We start from the raw sequence: 16,764 nt of genomic DNA, 5'->3' as shown, positions 1-16,764 counted from the left end.
CTAGCGCAGCTGTTCGCTGCGCTCACGCTCGGACTCGCAGAGTCCAAGCTATTGGGAGGCGTACCTTTGCGCTTCGCATGAAGCCACCTAAGTTCAAAGACCTCATTCTGTTTGAAAACGACGATTATATCGTCGTCAACAAGCCGCCCTTCCTGGCCACGCTCGACGAGCGCATTGGCGTAGCCCCGAGCCTGCTGCGCCTGGCCCGCGAGTACGCCGACGATGCTCAGGTGGGCCACCGCCTCGACCGCGACACCAGCGGCTCACTGGTATTGGCCAAAAACCCCGAGGCGTACCGCCACATCTCGATGCAATTCGAAAACCGCGAAGTGCACAAGATTTACCACGCCGTAACCAACGGCGCGCCGCCGCTGGAGCAGTTTGTAGTCGAGCGCAACATTGAGACGACCAAAAGCGGCAAAGCCCGCCTGGCCTTCAAAGGCAAGCCTGCCGAAACGCGCTTCACCACGCTCGAAGTATATGCCAAGCACGCCTTGGTACAATGCGAGCCGGTGACGGGGCGCATGCACCAGATTCGCCTGCACCTAGCGTATGTGCAGACACCCATTGTGGGCGATACGCTCTACGGCGGTGAAGATTTTTACCTGTCCTCGCTCAAGAAGAAATTCAACCTGAAGGAAGGCGAAACCGAGCAGCCGTTTATCAAGCGTTTCGCGCTGCACGCCATGGAGCTCGGTTTTACGGGCCTAGATGGCGAGGCGATTAAGGTTGAGGCGCCGTACCCAAAAGACTTCCGGGTGCTGGTCGAGACACTGCGGGAGTACCGCTAGTTTCAGATAATTAGCTAGCCCACGTTTGGTATTCTGCCCAAAAAAGAGTACCTTTGTGTCCGTTTTTCCCCAGGCCCAAACGGCTTGGGGGTTATTGTCAATTGTTTAGCCGGTAATTTTTACCAAATCCTCATGGACCACCTGAGCTTCAAGACGACCCACGTCAACAAGGCCAACGCCCAGAAAGCCTGGGTCATCATCGACGTCAGCGTGGCCCCGCTGGGCCGCGTGTGCAGCCAAATTGCTAACGTTCTGCGTGGCAAGCACAAGCCTTCGTTCACTCCCAACTCCGACTGCGGCGATAACGTTATCGTTATCAACGCTGACAAGCTGCGCGTGACGGGTAAGAAGATGGAAGAAAAACTCTACATCTCGCACTCGGGCTACCCCGGTGGCCAGAAGCAGCGCACCCTGCGTGAGCAGATGGGCCGCGACTCGCGCAAAGCCATCGAGCACGCTGTAAAAGGCATGCTGCAAGGCAACCGCCTAGGTGCTGCCCAGTACCGCAACATGTACGTGTACGCTGGCAGCGAGCATCCGCACGAGGCGCAGCAGCCCACCGTGTACGAGCTGAAGAACCTGTAAATCATTGCTTTTACGGCCGATTTTGGCCGCATTATTTCTCCACTAAATGGCAGTTACTAACACCTCTGGTAGAAGAAAAACCTCGGTGGCCCGCATTTACATGCAGGCCGGGCAAGGGAATATCACTATCAATGACCGGGACATGAAGTCCTACTTCGCCAACGAACTGTTGGAGAACATCGTGAACCAGCCCCTGGCTATCCTCGAGCAGGTGGGCCAGTATGACATCAAGGTGAACGTGAGCGGCGGCGGCATCGCCGGCCAGGCTGAGGCTATTCGCCTCGCCATCTCCAAAGCCTTGGTAAGCGACAACGCTGAGGTTAAATCGGCTCTCCGCAAGGAAGGCTTTATGACCCGCGACCCCCGCATGGTTGAACGTAAGAAGTTCGGCAAGGCCAAGGCACGCCGCTCGTTCCAGTTCTCTAAACGCTAAAATCCGAAGCAGAATCTCATGGCTCAGTCCACCACCTACAAAGAACTGCTTGACGCAGGTGCCCACTTTGGTCACCTTACGCGTAAGTGGGACCCGAAAATGGCGCCGTATATCTTCATGGAGAAGAACGGCATCCATATTATCGACCTGAACAAGACGCTTGCCTCGCTTGATTACGCTGCCTCGGCTATTCGCAACATCGCGAAAAGCGGCCGCAAAATCATGTTCGTAGCCACCAAAAAGCAGGCGCAGGAAATAGTGCAGACTGAGGCTCAGCGCCTCAAGATGCCCTACGTAACTGACCGCTGGCTAGGCGGGATGCTGACGAACTTCGCCACCATCCGCAAGTCGCTGAAGAAAATGAGCACCATCGACAAGATGGTGAAAGAAAACACCGCTTTCGCGGCCCTTGCTAAGCGCGAGAAGCTCATGATGAGCCGCGAGCGTGAGAAACTGGAGCGCGTAATGGGTGGCATCGCTGACCTAAGCCGCCTGCCCGCTGCCATGTTCATCGTGGACGTGAAGCGCGAGCACATCGCGGTGAAGGAAGCCCAAAAGCTTGGCATCCCCGTGTTCGCTATCGTTGATACGAACTCGAACCCCGAGCTGGTGCAGTTCCCGATTCCGGCCAACGATGACGCTTCGAAGTCGATTCAACTCATCATGAACGTGATTGGCAAGGCTATCGAAGATGGCCTGTCGGAACGCAAGGTTGACAAAGAAGATGCTGACCGCAAAGAGGCTGACGAAGCCGCTATTGCGGAGAAAACTGAGGCTGACACCGAAAGCTAAGCCGCTTTTTTAAGCTTGAATGAAAAAGGGAACGGTCGAAGCTAGTGCTTGGCGGTTCCCTTTTTCTTTGTAGCGCGGACGATAGGAGTTCGCGCAGGAAGTAGTCAAAATTTCAATTCACCCACCAATTCGCGGACTCTCAAAGTCCGCGCTACAACTATGGCCGCTATCACCGCCGCAGACGTAAACAAGCTCCGTACCATGACTGGCGCGGGCATGATGGATTGCAAAAAAGCGCTGACCGAAGCCGACGGCGACTTTGAAGCCGCCCGCGACATTCTGCGCAAGCAGGGTCAGAAAATCGCCGACAAGCGCGCCGACAATGCCACGTCGGAAGGCTTGGTACTAGTGAACGTGAGCGAAGACGGTACTACCGGTAAGCTGGTGGCCCTGGCTTGCGAAACTGAGTCGGTAGCCAAAGTAGCTGACTTCCGCAACCTGGTGCAGCAAATCCTGGACACGGCCGTGAAAACGAACGTGGGCACCAAAGAAGACCTGCTGGCTGCTACGGAGGCTGACGGCCGCACCGTACAGGAGCACATCACCGAGCTGACCGGCAAAATCGGCGAGAAGCTCGACCTGAGCTACGTAACGCTGAGCGCTGAGAAAGTAGCTTCGTACATCCACTCGGATAACAAGAAGGGCGTACTTGTAGGCCTGAAGAACGTAGGCAGCGCCGAAACTGCTGAAATCGGCCGCGACGTAGCGATGCAAATCGTAGCGATGAAGCCTGTTGCCGTTGACAAAGACGGTGTAGACGCTGGCACGGTAGAGCGCGAAATCGAAATCGGCAAAGAGCAGGCGCGCGCCGAAGGCAAGCCCGAGGCGATGCTGGAGAAAATTGCCCAAGGCAAACTCAACAAGTTCTACAAAGAGAATACGTTGTTGAACCAGGAGTTTGTGAAAGACAACTCGCTGACCATCGCTCAGCTACTCGACAAAACGTCGAAAGGCATGACGGTATCGGACTTCAAGCGCGTAGTAATCGGGGCTTAGTTAGCCCTAGGTTGTTAAAATAAAAAGCCCGCTGGCAATGTGCCAGCGGGTTTTTGCGTATGTGCGGTGGGCCATTGGGTCAACAACGACGAGATGCGAAAGGCGTCGCTATACCCTGCTCACGCCCTACCTCCGCAATCGCTTTAAATAGCCGTATCAGCCACTACCGTTTTGGTTGGAACAGGCTTGGCAATGGGCTTAACAGGGGCTGCGGCTGGGGTAGCTACTGGTACGCTTGCGGCCGGCGGAGCGACAGCCGAATCAACTCGAACCTGGGTAGCAACAGGATTGGTTACTGGAGCTTGCACGATGACGGGCGCTACGCGGATGGTTTCGGGCGTGGCGGGCGGTAGGGTAAGTTGCTCGGCTTGCGGGCCTATCTCGGGGGTGGTGGAGGCAGAGTCGGCAGCGGTTTGACTAGTGCTGGTGAGGTGCTCGTTGGGGGTATTGCCACCTAGGGTAAGATAAAGCAGCAGAGCCAGCAGCACCAATGCGCCGCCAATCAGGAAAACCAACGTCAGCGGATTGCGGCGCTCTTCGGCCGCTTCGATAAGCGGGTCGGGCAGCGTATTTTCTGGCAATACGGGCGCGGCGACAGTAGTCCAATCGGTACCCTCGGGCGTAGTAGAGGCGACCGGCAGGTCTATCTCGGCAGGTATGGCAGGCACGGCGGGCAGGTAAGCCGTGGCCTCAGCAGCGGCGCTGGGCTGACCTAGGGTCACCGAAAGCGGGGGCTCTGTGATAGGTGCAGCGGTTTCCAAGCCAAACAGCAGCTTTTGCTTGAGCGCGTCAAACTCCTGCGGCGTGAGGGCGCCCGCGTCGAGCATTTCCTTGAGCTGGCGTAGGGTAGCCAGCGCCGAATCGGCATCGGACGGATTCATAAGCTCGGGCGGCGGGGCCGCCGGTTATTTTTTATCGACGGTGGCTAGGCGGTCGCGGCGGCGCTGCAGGCGGGTACGGGTGAGCTCGCGCAGTTGAGCATTAGTGGTGAGTTGCAGGCTGTCCTGGTGCATTTGCAGGGCGTTGGAGCGGTTTTTACTGATTAGCTCGTCGATGCGCTTGAGGTTGGCGGCGGTGTTGCTTTGGGCGGACTGGATACTACGATTCAGCTTGTCTTGCTCTTTGTCGGCGGCCGATACGTCACGCTCGGCTTCTTTCACTTGCACCTGGTAGGCATTAGCGCGGGCAGCCACGGCAAACTTGTCCATAATCTTACGCAACGCCTTAAACTCGGGCACGGTGCGGGTGGGCTCAAAATACGTTTTATCGCCGAAGCCCCCAAAAAACGCCACCTCGGTAGTGGAGTCGTTGATGGCGTTGAGGTTGACGTACAGCGTCACGGGCCGGCTCGAAATACCAGCGCCCGACACGTCTTGAGCCGACAGCTCATCTTTCTTGCCCTTGATACCTAGGGTGGCCAGCGCGCCGCTCTTGAAACGGATGCTGTACGTGTCCTTCATGTAGTCTTGCCAAAACTCGCGGGTGGTTTCGACCGAGCCGTCGACTTGCACCAGCAGCGCGTCGCGGTCGCGCTTGTCGTGGGTGGCCACGCCGTTGTTTACTTGGTAGAGCTGGGCCCGGACGGGCGCTGCCAAGGCTAAAAAACTGACCACTAAGGCGAAGAAGAACTTAGGCATAGAGCGAGAGTGAAAGGGGGCAGAAGGGTGGTGTACGCAGAAAACTAGCGCAGGTCGTGGCGGGCAAAGGCGTCGCGCATGTCCTGCTGCATGGCTTGGAAGCGGGCTACGGCGGCGGCCAGAAACTCATCGTCGAGGAGCTGGCGAATCTCCACGTCGGGTGGCTGCACACCGCTCAGGTCCAGCTCGGCTACTTTGTAGGTCTGCTCGATGGGGCCCTGCTCAAGTTTGAGCAGGTACTTGCCGTTCCAGGCGAGCAGCGTGATTTTGACCTGGGGATACGGAATATTGGCGACGTGGCGCATGGCAGCTAGTGAATAAAAACCCCGCTGCGGTAGCGGGCAATGGCGGCGCGAAGATACGGGCAGCGCGTGCGGGCCTGGTAAGCTGCGCGTTAACCGCGGCCCGGCTCGCGCCGTACCAAAACCAAGCCATTCGCCACGGCGGGGGCCCGTTGCTATTTTATCCACCTTTTATCCGCTACCACCATGCCACAGGGAGATAAGGACAAGTACACGGACAAGCAGAAGCGCCAGGCCGAGCACATCGAGGAAGGCTACGAGAAAAAAGGCGTGCCCGAAGACGAGGCCGAAGCCCGCGCCTGGGCCACCGTCAACAAGCAAGATGGCGGGGGCAAGAAGCCCGGCGGCGCAGGCCGCAAGAAATAATGGCCTTGCTCCTACCCTAGGCCGCGGCGGCCGGCGCCGCCAGCTGCGCCTGCGCCGCGGCCTGGACGTTGGGGTTGAGGCGGTAGAGCGCCAGCAGCAGCCCCATCAAGAGCAACCCGCAACCCAGGCCGATGAACGGCGCCGTGGTGAACTCCAGCAGCCAGCCGTTGAGGTAGCTGGCGGTCACGGTGCATAGGTTGACTAGGGCCATGTAGGTGGTGAACTGCGAACCCTCGATTTTGGGGCGGCAGTAGGCCATCAGCAACGGCATGGCCGCTATACTTACTAGCGGGTCGGCGAGATTGATGATAATAAGGCCCACTACCCCAACGGCTGGAACAGCCCAAAATGGTGATAAGAAGCTGAATGTTAGAGCAAAAAATGCCAGCCCAGCTAATCCCCACCGCTGCACGTGGCTGGCGCTGAGGCGGTCGACTAGGATGCCGCCACCCATTAGCACACCAAATGATAGCATTGTAACCCAAGTGCCTTGCAAGGTGGAGACGAAAGCATCAGACCAACCTAGGGTATGAATAAGGTAAAAGGAATAGGCGTTGTTAAATAGCGAGCCGGCCATGTACGTCAGCATGATGATGGCGAACGCCCGCAGGCTGTGCTTCTCGACCATGCTGCGCCACAGCTCGCGAAAAAGCCACCCTAGGGACGGGTTCTCTTCGTCGGTGAGGACGGGCCGGGCCGGCCGCGGGCCCGCGCCAAACTGCGGCAGCAATTTATCGGTGCGCTCGAGCTTGATGAAGAACGTGAGCGCCGTGAACGCCAGCAGCACCAGCGACTGCACCCAAGCGGCGCGCCCAAAGCCGCCGTGGTGCAGCAGGTATGAGAGCACCGCACCGCCCACTGCCCAGCCCGCCAGCGAGCCCGCCCGCATGAAGGCATTGACACGCCCGCGCTCGGCCACTGGCACCACCGAAATAGCAATGGCATCGACACTGGCATCCTGAATGGAGGCGAACACGCTGTGCACGAAAAATACGCCCCCCAGCAGCGCAAGCTGGCGCACGGGGTCGTGCACCAGCAGCAAGGACAGCGAAGCCACTACCGCCACTAGCTGCGTGAGCACCACCCACTGCTTGCGGTGCCCGAGCACCGAATACTGATACTTGTCAATCAGCGGCCCCCACACGAACTGGAACGTCCAGGGCAGGCCCACGATGGCGGCAAACGAGCCCACCGACCGGGCCGACAGCCCCTGCCCAATCAGGAAATTGTACACCGCCGTAAGCGCAAACCCCGAGGGAATACCCTGCATCACGTACAAGTAAAAGAACGTGAAGTAGCGCAGCCGGGCGCTATCGCGCAGTACGAGGTTACTCAAAGCGGGCGGGAAGAAAGGTGGAGCTGACCGCTTAGCTTACGGCCTTACCCAAAAATAGTGCAAGCCTGACCGCTAATTGTGCTTCGGCCTTCGAAGTACGTTGCCCCCTACTGATTCCGCTGCGGGCCGCGGCCCTAGCTGACGAGCACCTCGGTTACCTTACCTAGGTCAGCGCTTACTTTCTGCAGAAAGCTCAGCTGCTCCAGCAGCGGCCGGTCGGCGGGGGCGGCGGGCACTTCGGAGCGCACCTCGGGCGGGGGGGTGCCGTCTTCGGGCGGGGTTTCGGGGGCTAGGCGCGTGAGGCTGCGCGTGAGGGCCGCCTGGGCGCTAGTAAGCGCGCGCCGGCTCTCGGGCGAGGGCGGCGGGTTGGGCGTGGTGGTGTCCTGCAGCGTGGCGGTGAGCGCGGCGATATTAGACGACAGAATGTGGTTAAGCACCACAAACTGGTGAATTTCGGTGGGGTGGCGGCGCTTGCTCTTAGGCTCGGACAGCATGCGCTGAAACGCCGCCGCGAGGTTGGCTGAGGCCACGTACACGTCTTTACGCCGCAGGCGGTAGGCGGTGGCTGTCACTTCGCGGCCGGCCAAGCGGTCGGCCAGCTGGCGCAGGTAGGCGAGGTTGGCACGCAGCGTGGCAGCCAGCAAATCGCGCAGCTGGTCGCTTTCCCAGCGTGGAAAAAGCAAGTAACCCGCGCTGAACGCAATGGCGCAGCCCAGCAGCGTATCGGTCACGCGCTCCTCGATGATACCTAGGTAGCCCGCCCCCAAAAACGTGAACATGATGAGCAGGTAAGCCGTCAGGAATATCACCGTCACGATGTACTTGGTGCGCTGAAAGCTATAGGCGATGACCATAAACACCACCAGAAACGCGAAGCGCGCGTCGCCGCTGTCCACCGTTTTGAGGATGAGCGCACCCAGCACGCCGCCCACCAGCGTGCCAACGATGCGCTCGATATTGCGCTGGCGCGTGAGGCTGAAGCCGGGCTTGAGCATGATAGTCACCGTCATGAGCACCCAGTAATTGTGCTGACCGTGCCAAAGACTTTCGGCCAGCACGAAGGCCACGGCGCAGGCCACCGTCATCCGGATGGCGTGCCGGAACACCGACGAACTGAGCGTCAGGTTTTGGGTAAAGGCCGTGAAGTGCAGCTCTTGCCGGGCCACGAACTGCAGGTGCGTGGCGGCGCGGTTGGGCTCGGGCGCGGCTTCTTCGAGCAGGCTCTCGTCGAAGTAACGGCGCAGATTGGTGACGCGCCGGATGAGGTCGCGCAGGTTCACCAGTATCTTGAGCAGCACCCTAGGGCTACCGCCGGCCGCCTCGGCGGGCGTGGCCGCAATGCGGGCTTGCAGGCGGCTCCACTCGGCGGTGCGGTCGGGCGGCGGGCCACCGTAGGCGCGGTTGGCCTGAATGGCGCTGCCCAGGTAGTCGAGGTCAGTGGCCAAGCGGCTGATGAGGGCGGCAATGTCGCCCAGCAAACCCGTGTGGCCAAAGTCACGCCGCAGGGCCGCGTAGTCGTAGTAGCCCGCCATGATGTGCTCGTACAAGTCCACGGCTTCCACGAAGGTGAGCACGAGGCGGCGGCTGGTACTGGTGCTCTCGTTCACAAGCTGGCGCGAGCGAAAGATGACCTCACGCACGGCTTCTTGCTTCTCGTTCACCGTGACCTGCTGGGCCACTAGGCGGCGGTAGTCGTCTTCGAGGTCAGTTGATTCCTGGTAGAAATCGGCCTTTAATTGCAGAAAGCCCGCCATGGCGTGCAGGCACTCGCCAAGGGCCTGCTGGGCCGGGCGGTAGGGCTGCAGCTGGTTTTGCAGCAGCGCCAGCACCAGGTACCAGCCGCCGCCCAGCAGCAGCAGCAGCGCGTGGGGCAGCACTTGGCTGGGCGCGGGCGGGTGGGCCAGCATAAGCACCATGGCCAATAGCGTGGCCGAGCCCACCGAGCCCGCCCGCGCGCCCCACACTAGCAGCATGGTGAGCGCGAAGGCCATAATTACAATCTCTAGCCCCAGCAGCCAGCGGTAGGGCGCCACGAAGCCCGTGAGCAGCGACACCACAAATACCAGCCCCAGGCCCGCCAGCATGCCGTTGCGCTTGTGCCGGGCGGGGCCGGGGCCGTCGGTGGCGCTCACGCACACGGCCCCGGTCGAGATGGTGATGCCCGCCGCAAAATCGCCCCACTGCGCCCCCACCAGCGCCGGCAGCAAGATGGCCAGCGTAGTGCGCAGCCCGTCGGAGAAGTGCTGGCTAAAGAAGAAATACGATAAATCGCGGCGGGAAACGCGGGGGAGCGAGGGCAACATGGGTACCGGCAGATACGGTCTGCGCCCGGTTGAGTTGAGGCGCCAAACAAATGGCCAGGCGTGATATTACTCACGCCTGGCCATTTGTTTGTCGCTTACCACCCTAGGTAGTAGCTGCGGGCACTCGCCGGGGCTAGTGCCGGAATAGCAGCTCGCGGTACTTCACCAGGGGCCAGTCTTCGTCCGATACCAGCAGCTCGAGCTTATCGCTGGCGCGGCGGATGGCCGTGAACTTCTCCTTGATGTCGTCGCAGTAAGCCACGGCGCGCTCGCGGGCATCTTCGAGCTTGTTAGCGGCTTTGCGCGACTCAATCATGGCGTCCACGGTGCTCTTGATGGTCGAAACGTGGCCCGAAATCTCCTTAATCATGCCTACCGTCACCTGGCTGTTCTCGTCGTCGAGACCTAGGTCGCGCAGGCCGCGCACGTTTTCAATCAGCTTGGTTTGATAGGACAAGGCCGTCGGAATAACCTGATTGACGGCCAGGTCGCCCAACACGCGGCTCTCAATCTGAATTTTCTTGATGTACTCGTCCAGCAAAATCTCGTGGCGGGCGTGCAGCTCGGTCTCCGACAAGATGCCGTGGCGGCTGAAGAGTTCAGCGGCATCCTCGCGCACTAGGGCGTCGAGGGCCTGGGGCGTGGTGGGCACGTTGGCCAGACCGCGGCGGGCGGCTTCATCCTTCCACTCGTCCGAGTAGCCGTTGCCCTCGAAGCGGATGTTTTTGGATGAGATAACGTACTCGCGTAGCACGTCCACGATGGCTACTTCCTTCTTCTTCCCCTTGTCTATCAGGCTATCAACCTGCTCCTTAAAGTCGATGAGCTGGTCGGCCACGATGGCGTTGAGCGTGGTCATGGCCGACGAGCAGTTGGCGCTGGAACCCACGGCGCGCAGCTCAAACTTGTTGCCGGTAAAGGCGAACGGCGAAGTGCGGTTGCGGTCGGTATTGTCGAGCAGAATGGCCGGAATCTTATCAATGCCCAGCTTCATATAAATGTTGTCGCCCTTGTCGAGCGGCAGCTGCGCGGTGCGCTCCAACTCGTCGAGCACGCCGTCGAGCATCGAGCCCAGGAACACCGACATGATGGCCGGCGGCGCTTCGTTAGCACCTAGGCGGTGGTCGTTGCTGGCCGAGGCGATGCTGGCACGCAGCAGGTCGCCGTAGCGGTGCACGGCTTTCACCGTCGTGATGAAGAAAGTCAGGAACTGTAGATTTTCCTTAGGCCGCTTGCCGGGCGCAAACAGGTTCACGCCGGTATCGGTGCTCATCGCCCAGTTGTTGTGCTTGCCCGAGCCGTTGACGCCCGCGAAGGGCTTCTCATGCAGCAGCACCTTGAAGTTGTGCTTGAGGCCCACGCGGTCCATCAGGTCCATCAGGAGCTGGTTGTGGTCCACGGCCAGGTTGGCGTCTTCAAAAGTTGGGGCGCACTCAAACTGGTTGGGCGCCACCTCGTTGTGGCGGGTGCGCAGCGGGATACCTAGGGAGTTAGCTTCCTCCTCAAACTCCACCATGAAGGCGTGCACGCGAGGCGGAATCGAGCCGAAGTAATGGTCCTCCAGCTGCTGGCCCTTGGCCGAGGCGTGGCCGAAAAGCGTGCGGCCCGTCATCACGAGGTCGGGGCGAGCATCAAAGAGCGCCTTGTCAACCAGGAAGTACTCCTGCTCGATACCGAGGGTCGTGTTGACGCGCTGCACGTCCTTGTCGAAGTACTGGCACACCTCCACGGCGGCTTTTTCGAGCACGGCCAACGACTTGAGCAACGGGGCTTTGTAGTCGAGCGCTTCGCCGGTGTAGGCCACGAAAATCGTGGGGATACACAGCGTTTTAGCGCCGGCCGTTTCCATAATGAAGGCGGGCGAGGTAGGGTCCCAGGCGGTGTAGCCGCGGGCCTCGAAGGTGTTGCGGATACCACCGTTGGGGAACGACGAGGCATCGGGCTCCTGCTGCACCAGCGCCGAGCCTTTGAAGTTCTCAAGCGGCCGGCCGTCGGAGCTAAGGTCGAAAAACGAGTCGTGCTTTTCGGCCGTGGCGCCGGTCAGGGGCTGAAACCAGTGCGTGTAGTGGGTAGCGCCCTTGGCCATAGCCCAGGTGCGCATGGCTGAGGCTACGGCATCGGCCACGGAGTGCTCGACGGCTACGCCTTGCTTAATAGCAGCTTGCAGCTTCTTGAAGTAGTCGCCGGACATGTTGGCCCGCATGGCCCCCAGGTTAAACACGTTCTGCCCAAACGATTCGGACCGGTGGTGTTTGGCAGGCTCCGCGGGCAGCGGCTGGCGGTGGTCTACAAGTTCAAGCGCGTTAAAGCGAAGTATTGCCATGACGACAGTAAAAAAGTGAAGCTATACTAGTTTTTTAGGCTGGGTAAATGTAGAAGCAAAAATACATTTTCAAAATACCCATAAAAAATATAGGCAGTATCCAAAAAAAAGTAGTCACTCTTTGCCAACCCCCTGAGCGCGGAAACCCTACTGACTAAAAACACCGAGCAGCCAGGCTACTGCACCCATAAAACTGAAGCGCTTGGCCAGAAATATATTTTAGCTTAAAAGTGCTGTTTCTGTGCCTTTAAGCAGCCTACAGGCATAAACTGAACGGCTCCGACGGGGCAGTCACGCGCGCAGCGCCGACCGAGCCGACTTATACAAAACCCGCGCACGCCTTCCCGATGCAGCCGACTACCTAGGTGCCTCAACCAGACTGTGGAGGTATAAGATATTGCAAAAACAAGCTTTAAATAAATCAAAAAAAAGAAAGCTGTTTGCAAATATGCTGGCTGCTATTACTTTTGGCTTGGTTCAAAATTATGATTATACCCCCTTTATATTTTAGGGTGCATTTTGATTAATCATATGTTTTATTAGAAAAACCACCCAGTTATTCCAGGCCTTTCCGATAGTTAAATCTAGTTTTTAGGTAATACCACCTTCCCAGAAGGGATACCGGTCTTTATAGCTCCGGGCTGGTTTTTCACCCGTGCAGCTTTGCTTGCCATCTACTATTCACCAATCGGAATATCCATGAATAAACTCTTACCTACGCTTGCGCTGACCGCTGTGAGCTTAGCAGCCCACGCGCAAACCGACTCTACCGATACTGGTAAGCTCACCGTTTCGGGCTACATCGATTCGTACTACCTCACGGCCTTCAACCGGCCTAAATCGGGCAATTTGCTGGGCACGGACCAGCTAGCCGGGCGGGCCTTCGACCGCCTGCCCGACCAATTTTCCCTGGGGCTGGTGCAGGCCAAGCTGGCTTACTCCAACCGGAAATCCGACCTGGTTATTGACCTCACTTTCGGGCCCAATGCCGACCTAGGCAACTTTGGCAACACCAGCGGAGCGCTCAACCTCTACCGGCCGGCCTCGCCCTACGTGGCCGCGCTCTACGGCACTTCGGCCGCCATCAAACAGGCCTACTTTACGTATCGCATTGTGCCTAAGCTCAGTGTAACGGTCGGGCAGTTTGGCACGCACATCGGCTACGAGGTCATTGATGCGCCGCTCAACTACAATTACTCGCTGTCGAATCTGTTCAACAACGGGCCGTTTTACCACATCGGCCTCAAAGCTACCTACGCCTTCAACGACAAGACTACGCTGATGCTGGGCGTGGTCAACAACTGGGACAACCTGACGGACAACAACAAGCAGAAGTCGCTCATCGGCCAGTTCGCCTTTAAGCCTCTGAGTACTTGGGCAGTGTACGTCAACTGGATAGGCGGCTACGGCGACGACGCTTACCTCTCGACGCTGGTGGATGCCGGCACGCTGCCGGCCGCGTGCAACAACTACCAACGCAACTTATTCGACCTGACGACCACCTACCAGGTGACGCCCAAGTTTTTTGTGGGCCTCAATGCCGCCTATGGTTGGTACAACTTCAAAGATGCGGGCGCGGAACAGGCTATTTCGACGCTGTTTGGCAGCACCTCGCCCGACTGGGGCGGCGCGGCGCTCTATACCAACTACGCCTTCACCGATGTGTTTGGCCTAGGGGTGCGCTACGAGTACTTCAATGACAAGCACGGCGTGCGCTACCTGCACACATCTAATAACTCCCTGACTGTTACGGCGCCCATCACGCTGGCGGCCGGCAAGCTCCAGGTAAAACCGGAGTTTCGGCTCGATGTAGCGCCCAGCGCCTACTACGAAAACTCGCTCGGCACCGGCACCGACCGGCAGTCTACCCTAGGGGTGGCCTTCATCTACAAATACTAGCTTACTGGCTTCGTCTTGCCCTTTTCTCAGACTTTGATGCGCCTGCTACTCGCCTTTTTTTGCCTACTGCTGCTAGCCACGCCCCCGGGCCGTGGCCAGGCGCTACCGCTTGATAACCAAGGCAAAGTAAGCTTCTACGAAGTAGTGCCGGCCGACTCACTGCGGGCCGGCACGCTCTACGCGCACGCCAAGCGCTGGCTGCACCGCTATGGCTACACGCTAAGTACGGCCGACTCGGTGGCGGGCCGGCTGGTAGCCACGCAGGCCCTCGCCATGTACGACCGTGGCTACCTCACCAAAAAGCTGCACGGCAAAGTGCGCTACCAGCTCACGCTGGAAGTGAAGGATAGCCGCTACCGGCTGCAATTCAGCGACTTCGTGTTTGACTACTACCACGAGGACCGCGCCTACCGCCTGGTGCCCACCGGCAAGGCCAAGCCCCTGGAAGAACCCCTGGCCGCGGGCTGGCAGAATCTCTGGCAAAACCACCGGCACGCTACGCTGCTGGGCATCACTAACCTCCAGGCCGAGCTGAAAACGGCCATGCTGGCGGCGCCCAAGCCCACGGCCCAAACCCCGCCTACCCGCTCGGCCAATTGGTAGGCTGCGCTTCACTTTTTATAGTTTTCTTATAACCAACCCCTTACTCCCTACTACTCATGCAGAAACCTAACGTTATTCCCCTCTTACTGTTGCTGGCGCTGGGGTTCCTGGCCGTCTTCATGCCCGCCATTCCGACCAGAATCGTGACGGAAGGCATCAACGCGGGCGATACGGCCTGGATGCTTTGCGCCACGGCCCTCGTGCTGTTTATGACGCCCGGCCTGGCTTTCTTCTACGGCGGCATGGTAAACTCCAAGAACGTGATTTCGACCATGTTGCAAAGCTTCGTGGCCATGGGCATCGTGAGCTTGCTGTGGGTCGTGGTGGGCTTCAGCCTGGCGTTTGGCGACTCCATTGGGGGCTTCATCGGCGACCCGCGCACGTTCTTCCTCTTCAAGGGCGTGCTCGACGGCAAGCCCTGGTCGCTGGCGGCGACGATTCCGCTGGCGCTGTTCGCTTTCTTCCAAATGAAGTTTGCCATCATCACGCCAGCCCTCATCACGGGCTCGTTTGCTGAGCGCATCAACTTCAAGTCGTACGTGCTTTTTATCGTGCTCTTTAGCTTGGTAGTGTACACGCCCCTGGCCCACTGGACCTGGCACCCCGACGGCTTCCTGTTCAAGCTGGGCGTGCTCGACTTTGCGGGCGGCACGGTGGTGCATATGTCGGCGGGCTGGGCCGCCCTGGCCTCGGCGCTATATCTGAAGCCGCGCAAGACTTACGGCACCGCGGAGGTGCTGCCCCCGGCCAACATTCCGTTTGTGCTCCTAGGTACTGGTTTGCTGTGGTTTGGCTGGTTTGGGTTTAATGCCGGCTCGGCCGTAGCGGCCAGCCCGCTGGCCGTGAGCGCGTTTGCGACCACCAACGTGGCCGCCGCCGCCGCTGGCATTTCCTGGATTCTGTTTGATGTGGCGCGGGGCCGCAAGCTGTCGGCGCTGGGCTTCTGCATTGGGGCGGTGGTAGGGCTGGTGGCCATTACGCCGGCCTCGGGCTTCGTTACGGTGCCCGTGAGCATCTTTATCGGCATTGTGGCCGGCGCTACCAGCAATTTCTTCGCCCACCTGCGCTCAAAGTCGCGCATCGACGACACGCTCGACGTGTTTCCCTGCCACGGCATCGGCGGCATGGTCGGCATGATTATGACGGGGATTTTCGCCAGCAAGGCCGTGAACTCGGCCGCCGTGGATGGCCTGGCCTATGGTGGCACGCACCTGTTCCTGGTGCACCTCATGGCGCTGGTGCTGGTATCGGCGTTCGCATTCTGCGGCTCGTTTGCCCTGCTCAAGCTGACTGACCTCATCATTCCGCTCCGCGTATCGGCCGAGGAAGAGCTGCTGGGCCTCGACGTGAGCCAGCACGAGGAAACGGTACTTGTCAGTGCTTAGCCACCTACGCTGGTAACACTTATGCTCAACAAAAAGGCCGGCGCAGTTGCGCCGGCCTTTTTGCATTATCAGTACACCTGTTAGACCGGTTTAGATAGCCTGTGGCCCTAGGTGGTCGTTTTTTTTGTTACAGCAGCACGGCCGCGAGGGCGTAGTCAGCCAGCAGGATGGCAATGATGGAATTGGTAACGGCGGCCGTGCCCGCGGCTCCTACTTCCAGGGCGCCGCCGTGTACCGAGTAGCCTTTGTAAGCCGAAGTGGCCGTTACCAGAAAGGCAAAGACGACCGCTTTTATCAGCGCGAACAGTACGGTGTAGGGCTTAAAATCGAAGCGGATGCCCTCGATGTAATCGGCGGCCGACATGATGCCCGACACTTGCGTGGCCACGAAGCCTCCTAGGATGCTCAGGTTCATGGCCAGAATCACGAGCAGCGGAAACACGAACATGGCCGCCAGAATGCGCGGCAGCACCAGGTAAGAAGCCGAATTGATACCCATGGCATCGAGGGCCGAAATCTGCTCGGTGATGCGCATGGTGCCCAGCACCCCCGCGATAGACGAGCCAACCTTGCCCGCCAGCACGATTGAAATAATGGTGGGCGCCAGCTCGAGAATCGTCATTTCGCGCACCATGTAGCCCACCATCGACTGCGGAATGAGCGGATTGACCAGGTTATACGCAATCTGAACGCACGTTACGGCGCCGATAAAAGTCGACACCAGCCCCACGATGAAAACCGAGTCGGTGCCGATGAGCACGGCCTCTTCCATGGTGCGCCGCCAGATAATGGCGAACCGCTCGGGCCGCACCACCATTTCACTCATCAACAGCACGAAGCGACCAAAAGCCGAAACCGGCCGGGGATAACGATACATCTCACTAACTATATAGACTACACTGCAAAGGTACGCCCCGCCCCCGTGGGAGCACCGGCCCAGGTTAGAAGGTTGCAGCAGCTCTCTCCTAGGGGCGCCGTACCCAGCAGGCCGTCAGTACCCAGACGCAGGAGCC

Annotated in this window: 16 protein-coding genes; 9 read left to right on the top strand and 7 right to left on the bottom strand. The window is 59.3% G+C overall.

Going from position 1 to position 16,764, the window contains the following annotated elements; all coding sequences use genetic code 11:
* Nucleotides 1-77: 77 nt before the first annotated feature.
* The 5 genes from ACFSDX_RS03055 to tsf all read left to right on the top strand — a co-directional run bounded on the left by ACFSDX_RS03055 (nucleotide 78) and on the right by tsf (nucleotide 3,597).
* Nucleotides 78-791 (top strand): RluA family pseudouridine synthase, encoded by a 714-nt coding sequence (locus ACFSDX_RS03055; RefSeq protein ID WP_382311706.1) that lies wholly within the window; start codon nucleotides 78-80, stop codon nucleotides 789-791.
* Nucleotides 792-923: 132 nt separating this feature from the next.
* On the top strand, nucleotides 924-1,376 hold the full coding sequence (gene rplM, locus ACFSDX_RS03050) for a 50S ribosomal protein L13 (protein WP_382311705.1): 453 nt from the start codon (nucleotides 924-926) through the stop codon (nucleotides 1,374-1,376).
* A 46-nt stretch (nucleotides 1,377-1,422) separates the two neighbouring features.
* Nucleotides 1,423-1,809: a 30S ribosomal protein S9 gene (gene rpsI / locus ACFSDX_RS03045; protein WP_382311704.1), complete on the top strand. Its 387-nt coding sequence runs from the start codon at nucleotides 1,423-1,425 to the stop codon at nucleotides 1,807-1,809.
* An 18-nt stretch (nucleotides 1,810-1,827) separates the two neighbouring features.
* Complete coding sequence (gene rpsB, locus ACFSDX_RS03040) at nucleotides 1,828-2,601, top strand: 30S ribosomal protein S2 (protein ID WP_382311703.1); 774 nt, start codon at nucleotides 1,828-1,830, stop codon at nucleotides 2,599-2,601.
* 159 nt (nucleotides 2,602-2,760) lie between these two features.
* Entirely contained in the window at nucleotides 2,761-3,597 is an 837-nt protein-coding gene (tsf, locus tag ACFSDX_RS03035; protein ID WP_382311702.1) for a translation elongation factor Ts, read from the top strand.
* A 143-nt stretch (nucleotides 3,598-3,740) separates the two neighbouring features.
* Here tsf and ACFSDX_RS03030 read toward each other — a convergent pair whose 3' ends face one another.
* From ACFSDX_RS03030 to ACFSDX_RS03020, 3 genes are read right to left on the bottom strand one after another with little or no spacing between them, the layout of a single operon-like run.
* On the bottom strand, nucleotides 3,741-4,478 hold the full coding sequence (locus ACFSDX_RS03030) for an SHOCT domain-containing protein (RefSeq protein WP_382311701.1): 738 nt from the start codon (nucleotides 4,476-4,478) through the stop codon (nucleotides 3,741-3,743).
* A gap of 24 nt (nucleotides 4,479-4,502) precedes the next feature.
* Entirely contained in the window at nucleotides 4,503-5,234 is a 732-nt protein-coding gene (locus tag ACFSDX_RS03025) for a hypothetical protein (RefSeq protein WP_382311700.1), read from the bottom strand.
* A 44-nt stretch (nucleotides 5,235-5,278) separates the two neighbouring features.
* Complete coding sequence (locus tag ACFSDX_RS03020) at nucleotides 5,279-5,539, bottom strand: hypothetical protein (protein WP_382311699.1); 261 nt, start codon at nucleotides 5,537-5,539, stop codon at nucleotides 5,279-5,281.
* Nucleotides 5,540-5,722: 183 nt separating this feature from the next.
* Here ACFSDX_RS03020 and ACFSDX_RS03015 point away from each other — a divergent pair, with 183 nt between their 5' ends.
* Complete coding sequence (locus tag ACFSDX_RS03015) at nucleotides 5,723-5,902, top strand: hypothetical protein (protein ID WP_382311698.1); 180 nt, start codon at nucleotides 5,723-5,725, stop codon at nucleotides 5,900-5,902.
* Nucleotides 5,903-5,918: 16 nt separating this feature from the next.
* On the opposite strand, the gene ACFSDX_RS03010 is transcribed toward ACFSDX_RS03015, so the two are convergent.
* The 3 genes from ACFSDX_RS03010 to ACFSDX_RS03000 form a co-directional block, all read right to left on the bottom strand.
* Nucleotides 5,919-7,238, bottom strand: a complete 1,320-nt coding sequence (locus tag ACFSDX_RS03010; RefSeq protein WP_382311697.1) for an MFS transporter — start codon at nucleotides 7,236-7,238, stop codon at nucleotides 5,919-5,921.
* Between the two features lie 134 nt (nucleotides 7,239-7,372).
* Nucleotides 7,373-9,541, bottom strand: coding sequence for an FUSC family protein (locus tag ACFSDX_RS03005; protein WP_382311696.1), 2,169 nt, complete (start codon nucleotides 9,539-9,541; stop codon nucleotides 7,373-7,375).
* Nucleotides 9,542-9,674: 133 nt separating this feature from the next.
* Nucleotides 9,675-11,864, bottom strand: a complete 2,190-nt coding sequence (locus ACFSDX_RS03000) for a glutamine synthetase III family protein (protein WP_382311695.1) — start codon at nucleotides 11,862-11,864, stop codon at nucleotides 9,675-9,677.
* Nucleotides 11,865-12,563: 699 nt separating this feature from the next.
* Here ACFSDX_RS03000 and ACFSDX_RS02995 point away from each other — a divergent pair.
* The 3 genes from ACFSDX_RS02995 to ACFSDX_RS02985 are packed head-to-tail and all read left to right on the top strand — an operon-like array spanning nucleotide 12,564 to nucleotide 15,751.
* The gene (locus tag ACFSDX_RS02995) at nucleotides 12,564-13,763 is read left to right on the top strand and encodes an outer membrane beta-barrel protein (RefSeq protein ID WP_382311694.1); all 1,200 of its coding nucleotides are present in this window, start codon (nucleotides 12,564-12,566) and stop codon (nucleotides 13,761-13,763) included.
* A 36-nt stretch (nucleotides 13,764-13,799) separates the two neighbouring features.
* Nucleotides 13,800-14,366, top strand: a complete 567-nt coding sequence (locus ACFSDX_RS02990) for a DUF4468 domain-containing protein (protein ID WP_382311693.1) — start codon at nucleotides 13,800-13,802, stop codon at nucleotides 14,364-14,366.
* 56 nt (nucleotides 14,367-14,422) lie between these two features.
* The gene (locus ACFSDX_RS02985) at nucleotides 14,423-15,751 is read left to right on the top strand and encodes an ammonium transporter (RefSeq protein ID WP_382311692.1); all 1,329 of its coding nucleotides are present in this window, start codon (nucleotides 14,423-14,425) and stop codon (nucleotides 15,749-15,751) included.
* Nucleotides 15,752-15,878: 127 nt separating this feature from the next.
* Here ACFSDX_RS02985 and ACFSDX_RS02980 read toward each other — a convergent pair whose 3' ends face one another.
* Entirely contained in the window at nucleotides 15,879-16,628 is a 750-nt protein-coding gene (locus ACFSDX_RS02980) for an MlaE family ABC transporter permease (RefSeq protein WP_382311691.1), read from the bottom strand.
* Nucleotides 16,629-16,764: the final 136 nt, after the last annotated feature.

Origin of the sequence: Hymenobacter bucti (assembly GCF_042681145.1) — a bacterium.
In the GTDB taxonomy this organism is placed as follows: domain Bacteria; phylum Bacteroidota; class Bacteroidia; order Cytophagales; family Hymenobacteraceae; genus Hymenobacter; species Hymenobacter bucti.
This window is presented reverse-complemented; position numbering and strand designations above follow the sequence as displayed.

Bases quoted from the DNA above. Each gene is read 5' to 3' on its own strand.
- ACFSDX_RS03055 (WP_382311706.1), top strand. From the start codon at position 78: ATGAAGCCACCTAAGTTCAAAGACCTCATTCTGTTTGAAAACGACGAT.
- rplM (WP_382311705.1), top strand. From the start codon at position 924: ATGGACCACCTGAGCTTCAAGACGACCCACGTCAACAAGGCCAACGCC.
- ACFSDX_RS03015 (WP_382311698.1), top strand. From the start codon at position 5,723: ATGCCACAGGGAGATAAGGACAAGTACACGGACAAGCAGAAGCGCCAG.
- ACFSDX_RS02985 (WP_382311692.1), top strand. From the start codon at position 14,423: ATGCAGAAACCTAACGTTATTCCCCTCTTACTGTTGCTGGCGCTGGGG.
- ACFSDX_RS03000 (WP_382311695.1), bottom strand. From the start codon at position 11,864: ATGGCAATACTTCGCTTTAACGCGCTTGAACTTGTAGACCACCGCCAG.
- ACFSDX_RS02980 (WP_382311691.1), bottom strand. From the start codon at position 16,628: ATGTATCGTTATCCCCGGCCGGTTTCGGCTTTTGGTCGCTTCGTGCTG.
- ACFSDX_RS03005 (WP_382311696.1), bottom strand. From the start codon at position 9,541: ATGTTGCCCTCGCTCCCCCGCGTTTCCCGCCGCGATTTATCGTATTTC.
- tsf (WP_382311702.1), top strand. From the start codon at position 2,761: ATGGCCGCTATCACCGCCGCAGACGTAAACAAGCTCCGTACCATGACT.
- ACFSDX_RS03025 (WP_382311700.1), bottom strand. From the start codon at position 5,234: ATGCCTAAGTTCTTCTTCGCCTTAGTGGTCAGTTTTTTAGCCTTGGCA.
- ACFSDX_RS03030 (WP_382311701.1), bottom strand. From the start codon at position 4,478: ATGAATCCGTCCGATGCCGATTCGGCGCTGGCTACCCTACGCCAGCTC.
- ACFSDX_RS03020 (WP_382311699.1), bottom strand. From the start codon at position 5,539: ATGCGCCACGTCGCCAATATTCCGTATCCCCAGGTCAAAATCACGCTG.
- rpsI (WP_382311704.1), top strand. From the start codon at position 1,423: ATGGCAGTTACTAACACCTCTGGTAGAAGAAAAACCTCGGTGGCCCGC.
- rpsB (WP_382311703.1), top strand. From the start codon at position 1,828: ATGGCTCAGTCCACCACCTACAAAGAACTGCTTGACGCAGGTGCCCAC.
- ACFSDX_RS02990 (WP_382311693.1), top strand. From the start codon at position 13,800: ATGCGCCTGCTACTCGCCTTTTTTTGCCTACTGCTGCTAGCCACGCCC.
- ACFSDX_RS02995 (WP_382311694.1), top strand. From the start codon at position 12,564: ATGAATAAACTCTTACCTACGCTTGCGCTGACCGCTGTGAGCTTAGCA.